This is a genomic window from Acinetobacter sp. M5A5_2a, assembly GCF_053345265.1.
Map to the genome: position 1 here is coordinate 123931 of NZ_JBKEZV010000001.1, position 14687 is coordinate 138617.

The following is a 14687-nucleotide window of genomic DNA, read 5'->3' on the forward strand; positions in this document are numbered from 1 at the left end:
TTTATAAGTGGGGTGCCTATGCGTTATATTTTAATTGCATTGCTTATTGTTGTATTTGGTTATTCTTTAGCCCTTGTATTGCAAAATCCAACAGAGCTATCTGTTGATTTGCTATTTACTCAAGTTCCAGCTATGCGATTAGGCTTATTATTGCTACTCACATTAGTGCTTGGAACGGTGGTCGGTCTTTTGCTAGGTGTACAGGTTTTCAGAGTGTTTCAACAAAGCTGGGAAATTAAACGTCTTCGTAAAGATATTGACCATTTGAGAAAAGAACAGATTCAAAGTGCTCAATTAGCAGCAGCAGAAGCCGCTGCAAATGTAAGACATGAAAAAACCGTTTTAGATGTTTATCCTCAAGATAAAAACTCTACTCCGCTATAATTCGAACACTACTCTTTATTCACGAATAAAGAGTAGTATATTCCTTAATTTATCAGTGTTTTCTTCTTTTTATTTTTCTAAAAATTAGTCCCCGTGACATTATTGTCTCTAAATTTGAAAGCCTTCCTTATACATTCCTTTATTACTTGATGACTTGTCTATTATAATGACGCTGATTTTATGTGATGGAAGAAAGTCTCTTGAGTATCATTGTTGCGTTAGATGCAAAAAGCCAATATGACGCTTTAAAAATTGTTGAACAACTTGATCCTACTTTATGCCGTGTAAAAGTGGGTAAAGAGCTTTTTACTCATGAAGGCCCATCTGTTGTAAAAAAACTTCAAGAACAAAATTTTGAAGTTTTTCTTGATCTTAAATTTCATGATATTCCAAATACTACCGCTCAGGCTGTTTGTGCAGCAGCTGATTTAGGAGTGTGGATGGTAAATGTTCACGCTTCAGGTGGCCGTAAAATGATGGAAACCTGTGTGGAGCGTTTAAAAGCAGGTAACTATCAAACCCAGCTTATTGCTGTGACAGTACTCACATCAATGGGTCGAGAAGATCTAAAAGATATTGGTTTGGATGTTGAACCTGTAGAGCATGTAAAGCGCTTAGCTAAACTCACTAAAGAAAGTGGCTTGGATGGGGTAGTTTGTTCTGCTCAAGAAGCTAAGATTCTTCGTGAATTAATTGGGCAAGACTTCTCTTTGGTAACACCAGGTATTCGCCCAGAGGGTTCTAATGCAGACGACCAAAAACGTATTGTAACTCCAAAGCAGGCTATGCTTGATGGTTCTACACATCTGGTCATTGGTCGACCGATTACTAAAGCAGAAGATCCAACAGAAATGTTGAAATCTATTCTTGCTTCAATTGCCTAAAAATTTAGAAATAAGCTAATTAATAACGGGGCGAGTAGGCTTAATAATAAGCCACTCATCATGGCATGTGGTACATAATGTGTACCGCATGACTGTTTTACCATTGCTAAGGTAACATCCATTGACGTTGCGCCAGCACTTGAGATAGCAGGGCGAGGAAAACGCCATCCCATGGTATACATTAAAAATATAGCAACAATTTCTCTAAATAAATCAGTCAATAGCGCGATGCCACCTAGTTCTGCCGAATGTAATTGCGTAAATAAGATCCCTGACATTGAGTACCAGCCATAACCTTGTGCTAATGCTAATGTTTCGTTTAGTGCAAAATGCTTGTTAAGCAAAAAGTAGTTTAAGAAGCCAGCAATACATGACCCTATAAAAGCAGCTAAAGGTACAATTAAAATTTTCCAGCTTAACCACGTACGGTTGAAATGAGTGAAGGCAAGTTCAATACCAATTAAGAAAATAAACAGTAATAATAAATACCAACTATTAAATGCCATATGTGAATTGAATTGAGTGACAATAGCTCCCAATAGAACACCGACGCCTAAGGCAAGAAAGGCTTTTGCAATATTCTTTAAAGCATTTACAAAAAGTTGAAGTGAGATTTTTCCTTTTACACTTTGTTTATCAAAAATTGTATAAGCCAATAAACACGTAAAAAAAGAACCAAAAGATGTGGTAAGTGCAATGATTATAGCTGGTGGAAGTATCGCAGAAGGGTTCTTAATTTGATCAAGTGCTAGTGTTAATTCTAAAGCCACACTTGCTAAGAGAATATAAGAAAAATAGGGTAGTATTTTAAAAATAAACTGTCGGATATTTAGAGATAGTCTAGGTGCTAGAAAATAGCCAAAAGCAAGTGCTAAAAAAATTTGAATGATAAGATAAAAGGATTGCATATAATAATAGGTGGATTGTTTTTAACCCACCTATTATGTCTTGAACATTTTAAGCTGCATAGCTCTGTGAGCTTTTATTTAAGAGTAAGTAATCTTTTGGATTAACTTTACGCGTCTCTAACCAATACTTCCATGTATAGGTGGGCCATAACGAAAAGTTTTTTCCATCGGCAGATTGATACCAGCTACTACAGCCTCCAGCTTGCCACACAGTCCCTTGAAGCTGAGTTTGAACCCGCTCGTTAAAAGCATCTTGAACTTCTGGTTTGATCTCAATTGCTTTTTGACCAGACTTCTCTACAAGTTGAATGAGCTGTAAAATGTAATTTACTTGAGATTCAATCATAAAAATAACTGAATTATGACCTAATACTGTATTGGGGCCGACCAATTGGAATAGGTTGGGAAAGTTTTTAGTCATAATGCCATAATAACTTTCTGCACCATCTTTCCATGCTTGTTTTAACTCGATTTGATTGCGTCCAATACAAGTGAAATGTTTTAAGTAAATACGTGGGTCAGTAATAAAACCTGTGCCGTAAATTAAACAATCAATAGGCCGTTCTTTACCATCTTTAGTGACAATGCTGTTTTCTTTAATTTCTTGAATGCTATCTGTTATTAGCTCAACATTTTTACGGTTAAATGTAGGGAAGTATTTATTTGAAATAAGAATACGTTTACATCCCATCACAAAGTCCGGTGTGAGTTTCTTAGCCACTTCCTTGTCTTTAACTTGGAAGCGAATGAAAGCTTCTGCCAACTTTTGACCATATTTCATAATTTGAGGTTGAACAATCGGTACAACACGTGACTCATTACTCCAATAAAGACGACTACGATGAATTTGGCGATAAATATTGGAAGATTTGAATAATGCTTTACTCAAACCTGAGTATTTGCGTTCATCTCGTGGTATTACCCATGCTGCCGTTCTTTGAAATACATAGAGTTGCTTAACATCTCCAGCTATTTCCGGAATATATTGAATTGCGCTACCACCTGTACCAATAGATGCAACTGATTTACCATTCAAATTATAGTCATGTTCCCATTGTGATGAATGGAAAACTTTGCCTCTAAATTTTTCGATACCCTGAATATGGGGAATTTGCGGGATATGCAACGGGCCTGATGCAAAAACTACAAATTGAGCTTCGATCGAAGGCTGATTTTTAAAGTCTAGAGTCCATACATGACGTGCTTCATCATATTGGATATTGCTTACATCATGGTTAAACTTGCAGTAATTTTTAATCTTATATTTTTCTGTAATATCTTGAATATATTGAAAAATCTCTGGTGCTTCAGCGTAACGTTTTGACCAGTCAGTTTTAGGTGCAAAAGAAAGAGAATACATATGAGATTGAACATCACATGCCGCGCCTGGGTAGCAATTTTCTCGCCAAGTTCCACCAACATCATTTGATTTTTCTAAAATAACAAAGTCTTGCTGTTGATTTTGCAGTAAGCGGATTGCCATTGCTAGGCCACCAAATCCAGCACCAATAATAGCGATTTTAGTTTTTTGAATAGCATCTTGCTTTGCGTTTAGCATTGGAAACCCTGCATAAGCTAAAAGGAGGATTGCAGGCAAGACTAACGTTTTTTAACCAGTTTAAACATGATTGTATCGACGTAAAAATTGATAGATTCGGCAATTAATTTTCTTTCTTGTTTATAGTAAAACATTTGAGTCTAGGGAAATTGATAGAAGAATGAAACGGTCGATACTTGGTTTAATGTATTTAATTCAAGGAATGCGCAATGCAGGCATTGATGTCGACTCACGTTTGGCTGGTATAGGAATTAAGGTTGATGCTTTAGATCCGAGTTCCACAATTCATGATCGCCTAGAATGGGATATTCAGCAAATTATTAGTGAAAATGTTGAGCCTGAAAAGGGCCTATTTATTGGACAGCATTATGCTTTAGCCGGTTATGGACCATTACTCATGTTGCTTGTCACAAGTAATGATGTTCAAACTGCATTAAATAAAGGGATAAAGTATCAAAAACTTACTCATTTATTTGGTGCTTTAGGCCTATATGAAACTGATGAGCGTACAATTTTAAGTTATTTGCCTGTTGATTTGAAAACACAAATTGGCAAGTTGCGGGCCCAATGCGAAGTTTCAGGAACTTATAAATTTATTCAAGATATTTATACGATGATGGGATTACAAATGCCCGCTATGCGTATAGAACTTCCGTTTGAAAAACCAACTGACTCAGATACTTTATCTCGCTATTTTGCATACTATGGCGATGATGTGCACTTTAATGGTAAATATGCAGCATTTAGCCTAAGTAAGGATGTGCTTGAAATTAAGATTCCTTCAGCGGATATCATTACACATCGTATTTATGAATCAAAATGTATTACAGAAATAACAAGATTAAATCAACAAGATCACCAAACTCCACATATCATACAATGTGTGCAAGATTATCTTGAGTTGCAACAAGGTATTATCCCGAGCATGGCGGAAACTGCTTTTGCATTGAAAATGCCTGAAAGGACATTAAGGCATCAATTGCAACAGTTAAATACGAGTTATAAGCAAATTCGTGAACAAATCATCAAGAATAAGGCATTAAAGCTTATGGAATATAGGGAATACTCAATAGAAGTTATTGCTGAATTGCTCGGTTATTCTGAACCAGCGGCGTTTAATCATGCATTTAAACGATGGTTTGGACAGAGTCCTAGACAATATGGCAAAGAGTCATCGTCGTAATTCTTGATGCTAAAAGCTAATGTGGTTGAACAAAATGTTCGCTATACTCCTATCAGTTAAAATTGAAATAAAACGATATGTTAAATTTAAAATCTTCTCATAGTACTGCATTCTCACCTTCTTCCCCAGCAGAACGCTATGCTGAGGCTTTAGCTTCAGGCCAGTTTATGGCAGATGAAGCGCAAGCACAGGCAGTGCAAGAATTAGATCGCGTATGGAAAGAACTTTTAAACCGTTATAAAGCCTCTAAAAAAGCTTTCCGTCGTTTTCGCCGCCAAACATCACCTAAAGGTGTCTATATGTGGGGTGGAGTAGGTCGTGGAAAAACTTGGCTTATGGATCAATTTTATGAGTCAGTGCCGTTTCGTCGTAAAACACGTATGCATTTTCATCATTTCATGCAACATGTTCATAAAGAGCTAAATAAGCTTTCAGGCCAACGTAATCCACTTGAAATCGTGGCTGACCAAATTTATAAAGATGCAGTCGTTATTTGTTTTGATGAGTTCTTTGTATCAAACGTAACAGATGCAATGATTCTAAGTGATTTATTTCAAAAATTGTTTGTTCGTGGTGTGACATTAATTGCAACATCAAACATTGCACCAGATGGTTTATATAAAAACGGTATTCATCGTGACCGCTTTTTACCAACAATTGAAATGGTTAAAAAGAACTGCGCTATTTTAAATGTAGATGCAGGTGTGGATTATCGTTTACGCGTATTAAAACAAGCTCAATTATTTAAATCACCATTAAGTAATGAAGTCCAAAACTGGATGTCGGAACGTTTTAGTGCATTAACTCATACACAAGCTCATTCTCAAGAGCCTATTGTAATCAATAATCGTATTGTTGAGACTCTAGGGCATACAGAAGATGTATTGTGGTGTGAATTTTCTGAACTTTGCTTTAAACCACGTAGCCCAGCAGATTTTATTGAAATTGCAAATATCTATAATACGGTTCTGGTGAGTAATGTTCCTCATTTAACAGATTTCTTGTCTGAAGGCACACGTCGTTTTATTTATCTAGTCGATGAGTTTTATGACCGTGGAGTAAAATTACTTTTAACTTCTCAAGATAGTATTATTGATATTTATCAAGGTGAAAAGTTAGCATTTGAAATTGAGCGTACTCGTTCGCGTTTATTAGAAATGCAATCTGATGAATATTTGCATTCAGAACATCGCCATATTGATGAAGCTAAAAACGCATAAAAAATAGATATGAAAAGCGCTCTATATAGGGCGCTTTTTTTACAACAAAAATAGATAAATTTCGTTAAATAGTGCTTTTTCAAGCTGCAAAGTTTGATATAACTAAATACGCTTTAGAAAAATAAGATAGTGAAATTTTTTGTCTGTTAACAAAAAGTCTAGTTTCAGTATCTTTAAATATTGAATAAATTGTTGGGAATCCTAGTTAGAATTTTAATATTTTCTATATAGAAAAATTTATCTTTGTCAATAGTTTTACAAGGAAAAATGCTTACTATTTAGGAATGTGATATTAGTATTCAGCTTAATTTAAATCGGTATACTAGGATTCTCTTGGTATAAAAAGTAGCAACTTCAGGAAAGACAATGACTGCACGTATTCAAAAAGGCAAGTTAGCGATTGCTAAAGAACTTTACGATTTTATCGAAAATGAAGCTTTACCAGGTTCTGGTTTAGATAGTGAAACTTACTGGAAGAACTTTGAGCAAGTTGTTGTCGATCTTAGCCCAAAAAATAAAGCATTATTGGCTAAGCGTGATGAATTACAAGCAAAAATTGATGAATGGCACCGTAACAATAAATTTGAATTAGGTGCTTATAAGGCATTCTTAACTGAAATTGGTTATTTATTGCCAGAAGTTGAAGACTTTCAAATTACAACTGAAAACGTTGATGAAGAAATCGCATTATTGGCAGGACCGCAGTTAGTTGTGCCTGTACGTAATGCACGTTATTGCTTAAATGCAGCAAATGCTCGTTGGGGTTCTTTATATGATGCACTTTACGGCTTCGATGTAATTTCTGAAGAAGGCGGAGCTGAAAAAGGTAAAGGATATAATCCTGTACGTGGTGCAAAAGTTATCGAGTTCGCTAAAAATTTCTTAAATGAAGTTTTTCCGCTTGCGCAAGGTTCGCATGCAGATGCAACAAAATATGCGATTGAGCAAAATAAACTTGTTGTAACTTTGAAAGATGGTTCAAAAACAGGTTTAGCTCATGAAGCTCAGTTCGTTGGTTTCAACGGTGAAGAAGCAAATCCTACAGAAGTTGTACTTCTAAGTAATGGCCTTCATGTCATTATCGAAATTGATGCGACTAGCCCAATTGGTCAAACTGATTTAGCGGGTGTTAAAGACTTAACATTTGAAGCAGCTGTAACTACAATTCAGGATTTAGAAGATTCTGTTGCTGCGGTAGATGCTGAAGAAAAAGTTGAAGGCTACCGTAACTGGTTAGGTTTAATGAAGGGTACGCTTCAAGAATCTATCGAGAAAAATGGTAAAACGATTGTTCGTGATTTAAATAAAGACCGCGAAATTAAAAACTTAATTGGTGGTACAACAAAACTTCATGGTCGTTCACTTATGTTACTTCGTAACGTAGGTCATTTAATGACTAACCCAGCTATTTTAGTAGATGGGGAAGAAATTTTCGAAGGAATTATGGATGCATTGGTAACACCATTGTTGTCAGTTGCTGACATTCGTAGTGAAAACGAAAACAAGAACTCTCGCAAAGGTTCTATGTATATTGTTAAACCAAAAATGCATGGTCCAGAAGAAGTTGCGTTTGCTGTAGAGTTATTTGAACGTGCTGAACAGGCCATTGGATTACCAGCGAAGTCATTAAAAATCGGTATTATGGATGAAGAACGTCGTACATCTGTAAACTTGAAAAACTGTATCGCTGCTGCAAAAGACCGTACTATCTTTATTAATACTGGTTTCATGGACCGTACTGGCGATGAAATTCATACGTCAATGGAAGCTGCACCAGTTGTTCGTAAAGAAGCTGTAAAAACACAAAAATGGATTGCTGCTTACGAAAACCGTAACGTTGCAATTGGTTTGAAGTCAGGTTTACAAGGTAAAGCACAAATTGGTAAAGGCATGTGGCCAAAACCAGATAGCATGAAAGATATGTTGGCAACTAAAGCTGCACATCCAAATGCGGGTGCCTCATGTGCTTGGGTGCCATCTCCGGCTGGTGCGGTACTTCATGCGATGCATTACCATCAAGTTAATGTAAAAGCGCGTCAAGATCAGTTAAAAGCTGAAGAAATGTTGTCATTAGACGACTTGTTGACTCCGCCGTTTGCACCAGAAACAAATTGGTCAGCAGAAGAGATCAACAACGAACTTGAAAATAACTGTCAAGGTATTTTGGGTTATGTAGTTCGTTGGGTTGACTTAGGTGTGGGTTGTTCGAAAGTTCCTGATATTAACAACGTGGGCTTGATGGAAGACCGTGCAACATTACGTATTTCTTCTCAACACGTTGCGAACTGGTTGCGTCACGGTATTGTGACTCGTGAACAAGTTGAAGAAGTGCTTAAACGCATGGCAAAAATTGTTGATGAGCAAAACGCGAATGACCCATTGTACAAACCAATGGCAGCTAACTTTGAAACCAATATTGCTTTCCAAGCAGCTTCTGACCTCATCTTTAAAGGTTGTGAACAGCCTTCTGGTTATACTGAGCCGTTACTACACGCTGCTCGTTTAAAGTTAAAAGGTTATACAGGTGACTAATTTTAACCTGTCATAAAAAAAGCCTCTTCGGAGGCTTTTTTATTTTCGGTATATTTTGTGCTTATAGAAAGTAGATTTATAGCTAAAAGGTTTTAAATTTGATTAATTTAAAAAATCTCAATCGAGAGAATTGGATTCAATGTGCAAGATTATCATTGGATGAATCTCAAAAAGATTATGTTGCGCCAAATGTATATTCTATTGCTGAGTCTAAAGTGGAAGAACATTACTGTCCACGAGTGATCTGTTTTGATGATGAAGTCGTTGGTTTCTTAATGTATTGTGTCGAAATTGATCCACCTGATGAGACATTGTTTTGGTTGTTTCGCTTTATGATTGATGCAAATAATCAAGCCAAAGGTTATGGTACCGCAGCTTTGCAAATGGTGATTGATGAAATATTCACAAAAGGAGCTAAACGCATTCGAACTATGTATAAATCATCTAATCGCGCTGCTAATAAACTTTATAAAAAAATGGGTTTTATAGAAACTGGGGAACATGATGAATGCGGCGATATTATTTTAGAGTTGAATTATTTCCCTTCAAAAAAAAACGCTAACTGAAGATTCAAGTTAGCGCAGGAGTTAATAGAATTAAATAGATTTAAAAGCAATATTAGTTATTGCTCACAATTCCAATTTTAGTGACACCTAAACGCTGTGCTGTAGCCATGACCATTGCTACGTTTTTATATTCAGCCATTTGGTCAGGTTTAAGTTTGATCTGGTCTTGATCTTTTTTGGCAACAACACCTTGAAATAAAGTCTCTAGTGCCTTGCGGTCAGAAACCTGTTGGTTATTCCAAAATACTTTGCCAGCTGAATCAATACGAACATCAATGACTTCAGGTGGCTTTTCATTTGTTGGTGGCGGTGTACCATTTGGCAAATTAATATTAATCGCGTTGTTTGGCGCAGGTATGGTAATAATAAACATAATAATGAGTACCAGCATGACATCAATAAGAGGTGTCATGTTGACTTCTAACATCACGTCATCATCATTATTTGAGCCGACATTCATACCCATAAAATTCTCCTTAAGTTAATTACGGGGAGGCTGGAGGGCTAGTAACAAAAGCAATTTTGCCAATACCGGCTTGTTTGGTCGTGCTAATAACCTGATCTATTGCCTCAAAATGGGTAAGCTGATCTCCACGAATGTGTACCTCTGGCTGAGGTCTTTTTTGTGCAACTGCTTGGAGTTTTGACAGCAATAGCTCTTTATTAGGCACATAACTTTCGTTCCAAAAAATATCTCCTTGCTTGTTTACAGAAAGTTGAATATTTTCAGGTGTTGTTGCATACGGAGTATTTTTTTCTTCTGGCAGTTTCACAGGAACCGTATGTGTAACTACCGGTATCGTAATAAGAAAAATAATAAGTAAAACTAACATGACATCAACGAGAGGCGTCGTGTTAATTGTGCCAATCATTTCATCATCATCTTCAGAGCCAACACTCATACCCATAATGTTTACTCCTGATTATTTAATGCTGCGGTTAATGGAGTTATTGGTATTAATTTCTCCGCTTAATAAAACCGCATGCAAATCTGAACCAAACGAACGGACATTTTCCATAACTGCTTTATTGCGGCGAGTTAGCCAGTTGTAACCAAGTACAGCAGGTACTGCGACTGCAAGACCAATAGCTGTCATAATTAAAGCTTCACCGACAGGACCAGCAACTTTATCAATAGATGCCTGACCTGAAATTCCGATAGCTGTTAATGCGTGATAAATTCCCCAAACCGTACCAAAAAGACCCACAAATGGTGCCGTTGATCCAACTGTTGCCAAGAAAGCTAAACCACCACCTAAGTGATTTTGTATTTTTTCAATTGCGCGTTGAATTGAAATGCTTACCCATGTATTAAAGTCAATACGTTCAAGTAAAGAGCCGCCGTGTGATTTAGTTGAATTAATGCCTTTTTCTGCAATAAAGCGATATGCACTACTTTGCTCTAGATTGTCGGCTGCATTATCTAGTGAAGTTGCTTCCCAAAAACTTTTCTCTGCTTCTTTACCTTGGCGCTTTACTTTAGCTTGCTGTAAGAATTTAGAAATAATGATGTACCACGTACCAATCGACATGAGTACTAATATAAATAAAGTAGATTTAGCAACTAAATCTCCCTCATGCCAAAGCGCTTCTAGGCCATAGGGATTTTTAACAGTTTCGCTAGTTGCTGGCTTTGGTGGTGGAGTTGGAGTATTTGCATTTGAAGTGGCTTCAGTAGTTGCTGTTGCAACAGGAGTATTCGTTTCTTCTGCAAAAACCGAGCTTAATGGAAGTAAAGAGCATGCTGCGATTAAACTTGCAGAAGCGAAGCGTACTAGGTGTTGAGTTGATTTTTTCATCATATGATCTCCAATATTTTTAATTTCTTGCTAATTCAATTGTTTATTCAATTACAAATGGATATTCAATTTCATACCAGTCTTGCTGAGGCACGCCATCTTTCATTGCAGGTTTGAACGTACATAGGCTGTAGGCTTTAGTTGCCGCCTTATCTAAGATTCTGCTACCGCTCGACTTCTTCACCTTTGCTTCGATAACACTGCCATTGGTATCAACTAAAACTCGGATGCGCACAGTACCTTGTTCACCACTCATTTCTGCTTCACGTGGATATTCAGGTCTTTTACAGCCTCCTGAACCTTCCGAAACACCGCGAGTTACGCCCGCAGGTTTTGGTGCTGGTGTTGCAGCAGCAGCCACTGGAGCAGGTGCTGCTACTGGGCTAGGTGATGGAGTGCTAGGTGCAGCAGTTGGAGTTGGGGCAACTTTAGTCGGTTGAGCTACTGGAGTCACTTTTTGTACAGGTGTCGCTTTTTCGACCTGTTTCACTGGCTCGGGTACTTTGGCTACCTTTTCTACCATTTTAGGTGGCTCAGGAGGTTTTTCCTTAGGCTTGGGCTCCTCTGGTTTTGGAGGAGGCGGTGGCTTAATATCCTGAATAATTTGTAATTCCACAGGTTTTTCTGCTGGTTTTTGAATATTGTTTGCTAAACCTGACATCAGAATATAGGCAACAAGAAGATGCAGAAAAAGCACTGCGGCAATACCAATAAGGCGCTTTGCAGATTTATTTTCTATGTCTGTAAAAGTCATGCCCATAGTTACTCCTGAAACTGTAGACAAACAATTTTTTTAAATAACTGTTTGACTAAGAATGGGTATTTGTTCTGCAAACTAACTGTTGAGAGTTATGTTTGCAGAACAACCATTTAGAACTTATATGTACCTCGTACAAAGTACGTACGTCCTAAAGGATCTGCGTAACGTGGGTCATATCCCATTTGGAAGTTATCAATTACATTAGAAGCAGGAGGGTCTTCATCAAAAATATTTTTGATACCAGCTGTGACTTCTAGATTTTTAAAGCCTTTATAGGTGCCTGAAATGTTGTATGTTGTATAGTCACTGACTCTATGGTTTTGGCCGTTAGAATTTTGATCTTGGTACCCACGAGAGAAGTTTTGTTGTAGGTTTAAAGCCCAGTTTTCATAATTCCAATTTAGGTTTGCAGTATGTTTCCATCGCAGAATAATAGATTGATAATCTAAGCTGCTATATGACCCAGCAACACCTATCCATTCTCCATCTGGCTCGGCTTGGTATTTGTAATCTGTTATATATGTACCATCAATGTTGAAACCGAATCGACCTGTAGCAGTCATTGGAGAAACCCAGCTTAAGCCGACATCGAAACCTGAAGTTTTAATTCCACCTAAATTTTGTTGTGTTGTAATAATATAATCTAATGAGCCATCAGGATTACGTACAAATTTGTCTGCATATTTCACAGGGTCATTAAAAATAGCAGTTTCTGAAAGTGTTGCAATTTGCTTGTCGACTTCGATATTGAAGTAATCAAGAGTAAAGGCTAAATTTTTAATTGGTTCAAATACTAAGCCTGCAGTAAAAGACTTTGATTCTTCTGGATCTAGAGTTTTATTCCCCCCATTTTGTCTATCGAATTGCATATTACAATCACGTTCTTTTTGTCCCCCTGGTTGAATAACTCCACCAGGGCAGAGCACTGGATCATTATATGACGCACCTGTATTGGTGACTGAATTTGCACCATTAACTTCCCAAAGTGTTGGCGCTCTGAAACCTGTGCTATAAGTTGTACGGAACATTAACTGTTTAATAGGTTCCCAACGAAGTGCAAATTTCGGATTAAATGTATCGCCAAAATCATTGTAGTCATCATAACGAGCGGCAATTTGAGCTTCTAAAGTTTTAAGAAGTGGGATATGAAATTCGGTAAATACCGATTTAATATTACGATCTCCAGTATTTACTGGTTCATCAGGATCGACACCTGTACTAGGTGCCACTCGGGCAACATCAGTAACGACTTTTGAAGTCCAATCTTCATAACGATAGCTTGCTCCAACCGCAAAACCGACGTCTCCAGCTGGTAATTTAAATATAGGTCGACTTGCAGTGAAATCAACGGTAGTTGTATCTAGGTTAGCTTTTAAGTATTTACCTTCAACTCCTAACTCATTCCATACATTAGCATCTTCAGGGTTTTGTGGTCCGAATGGATTTAAAATACCATTGTTTAAAGCTTCTTGTGTTTTATCAAAGTTTAAATAGCCACTTACGATAGCATCCGATGCACTACTATGAGCATAGGTAACTCCTGAATTAATATCCCAACCATGAGTTTCACCCTCAATACCAGCAAACAATCTATGTGATTGGTTAATACTATTACTTATCCGATTACCCGATTGTGAACGCAGATATAGAGGTATAGTTCCAGTAGCGCCTGCTAGGGCCGGAGTTATGCCATTTCCTGGATAATATTTACTGCTAGGGTCAAGCGTCAAATCAAAAAATACATCTGGCGCAACTGAAGTAGTGACTTCACTTCTTGCATATAAATATTCTGCAATCGCATTAAAGTTATCGTTCAGTTTAAAAGTAGCTCGACCCATTACAGATATATCTTCTGTCTTTGGAACAATTCCAATCACTGCTTGACTGTTATATCTACAAGTTTCACCATCGGTGCTCGCTACTAGAGGGTCATTACCACACCCCGTAGCTGCATAGGGATTACCTAAACCAGGGACATTGGCTGGAAAGGAACCACTACTGGTTCTATTTACACCTAATTCGGGTAATATCCCTCCACGCTGACTGACCTTACGGTCTTTGGCCATGACATCATCACCTTTGCGATAGTCCACAACGCCAAAAACGTTATAGCCATTTTCGTCTAAATCACCAAAGCCACCAAAGATGCTATAGTCTTGCTGCTCACCGCCTTTTTGTTCTGGTTTTTGATATCCAGCGGTCAGATTAAGTCCTGTAAACTGCTTTTTGGTAATGAAGTTAATTACCCCGCCAATAGCATCTGTTCCATAAATGGAAGAGGCACCATCACGTAAAACCTCAATACGGTCTAACATTGCAAGTGGAATAATATTCAAGTTTGTGACGCCGCTATCATATGCATTTGCAGCTAGTCGTCGACCATTCAGTAAAACAAGTGTCTTATTGGCGCCTAAAGCCCTAAGGTTTGCCGCCGAGCCTGCTGTTTTGCTTGCACCGACGTTACTGGCAGTAACAAAGTTCGATTGGTTTGCACTAATTTTGGCTAAGGCTTCTTCAGTTGTAGTTACCCCTTGTTTTAAAATTTCATCAACTTTTACTACAGTAATGGGTGAAGCGCTTTGAGCAGCAACTCCTTTAATTGATGAACCTGTCACAGCAACTTTTATGACTTTGACTGGTTTGTCTTCAGATGTTGATGATGGTTCGGTTTCTGCTGCTTGTGCCAGGGTAAGACACATCATGCTTAAACTAAGGGTGCTTAATTTAAGAATTGTTTTGCCGATCTTGGGGGTTACCTGAGATCGAACATTGTATTTTTTTTTCATCGTGGATTTGATCCCTTTTTGTTGTAGTTAGCGATATTGCTGAAAAGTGTTTAAGCAAAGCAAGTGCCAACTATATATTTTTCTTTTTTTAGTTTATGCAAAATATT

At 37.5% G+C, this 14687-nt stretch carries 13 protein-coding genes; 6 read left to right on the top strand and 7 right to left on the bottom strand.

The window, feature by feature from the left end; genetic code table 11:
• The first annotated feature begins 18 nt into the window (after positions 1-18).
• Positions 19-384, top strand: a complete 366-nt coding sequence (locus ACLBWE_RS00625) for a lipopolysaccharide assembly protein LapA domain-containing protein (protein WP_005041071.1) — start codon at positions 19-21, stop codon at positions 382-384.
• A gap of 185 nt (positions 385-569) precedes the next feature.
• Complete coding sequence (pyrF, locus tag ACLBWE_RS00630; protein WP_005041069.1) at positions 570-1268, top strand: orotidine-5'-phosphate decarboxylase; 699 nt, start codon at positions 570-572, stop codon at positions 1266-1268.
• Here pyrF and ACLBWE_RS00635 read toward each other — a convergent pair.
• Complete coding sequence (locus tag ACLBWE_RS00635; RefSeq protein WP_447600508.1) at positions 1265-2176, bottom strand: lysine exporter LysO family protein; 912 nt, start codon at positions 2174-2176, stop codon at positions 1265-1267. The genes pyrF and ACLBWE_RS00635 overlap by 4 nt on opposite strands.
• Before the next feature lie 49 nt (positions 2177-2225).
• Positions 2226-3773 (bottom strand): flavin-containing monooxygenase, encoded by a 1548-nt coding sequence (locus ACLBWE_RS00640; protein ID WP_447600510.1) that lies wholly within the window; start codon positions 3771-3773, stop codon positions 2226-2228.
• Positions 3774-3894: 121 nt separating this feature from the next.
• On the opposite strand from ACLBWE_RS00640, the gene ACLBWE_RS00645 reads away from it, so the two are divergent.
• The 4 genes from ACLBWE_RS00645 to ACLBWE_RS00660 all read left to right on the top strand — a co-directional run bounded on the left by ACLBWE_RS00645 (position 3895) and on the right by ACLBWE_RS00660 (position 9235).
• Positions 3895-4917 carry an AraC family transcriptional regulator gene (locus ACLBWE_RS00645; RefSeq protein WP_056479642.1) on the top strand — a complete coding sequence of 341 codons (1023 nt, stop codon included), beginning with the start codon at positions 3895-3897 and terminating at the stop codon, positions 4915-4917.
• 77 nt (positions 4918-4994) lie between these two features.
• A complete protein-coding gene (zapE, locus tag ACLBWE_RS00650; RefSeq protein ID WP_003651500.1) occupies positions 4995-6137 on the top strand; it encodes a cell division protein ZapE in 1143 nt (380 codons plus the stop codon).
• 366 nt (positions 6138-6503) lie between these two features.
• A complete protein-coding gene (locus ACLBWE_RS00655; RefSeq protein ID WP_447600513.1) occupies positions 6504-8669 on the top strand; it encodes a malate synthase G in 2166 nt (721 codons plus the stop codon).
• Positions 8670-8767: 98 nt separating this feature from the next.
• Positions 8768-9235: a GNAT family N-acetyltransferase gene (locus ACLBWE_RS00660; RefSeq protein ID WP_447600515.1), complete on the top strand. Its 468-nt coding sequence runs from the start codon at positions 8768-8770 to the stop codon at positions 9233-9235.
• Positions 9236-9287: 52 nt separating this feature from the next.
• Here ACLBWE_RS00660 and ACLBWE_RS00665 read toward each other — a convergent pair whose 3' ends face one another.
• The 5 genes from ACLBWE_RS00665 to ACLBWE_RS00685 all read right to left on the bottom strand — a co-directional run bounded on the left by ACLBWE_RS00665 (position 9288) and on the right by ACLBWE_RS00685 (position 14580).
• On the bottom strand, positions 9288-9701 hold the full coding sequence (locus ACLBWE_RS00665) for an ExbD/TolR family protein (protein ID WP_347018373.1): 414 nt from the start codon (positions 9699-9701) through the stop codon (positions 9288-9290).
• 19 nt (positions 9702-9720) lie between these two features.
• A complete protein-coding gene (locus ACLBWE_RS00670; RefSeq protein WP_127491611.1) occupies positions 9721-10143 on the bottom strand; it encodes an ExbD/TolR family protein in 423 nt (140 codons plus the stop codon).
• Positions 10144-10158: 15 nt separating this feature from the next.
• Positions 10159-11037 (bottom strand): MotA/TolQ/ExbB proton channel family protein, encoded by an 879-nt coding sequence (locus tag ACLBWE_RS00675; RefSeq protein ID WP_447600518.1) that lies wholly within the window; start codon positions 11035-11037, stop codon positions 10159-10161.
• A gap of 40 nt (positions 11038-11077) precedes the next feature.
• Entirely contained in the window at positions 11078-11794 is a 717-nt protein-coding gene (locus ACLBWE_RS00680; RefSeq protein WP_447600520.1) for an energy transducer TonB, read from the bottom strand.
• A 110-nt stretch (positions 11795-11904) separates the two neighbouring features.
• Positions 11905-14580, bottom strand: coding sequence for a TonB-dependent receptor (locus ACLBWE_RS00685; RefSeq protein WP_447600522.1), 2676 nt, complete (start codon positions 14578-14580; stop codon positions 11905-11907).
• Between the last annotated feature and the right edge of the window lie 107 nt (positions 14581-14687).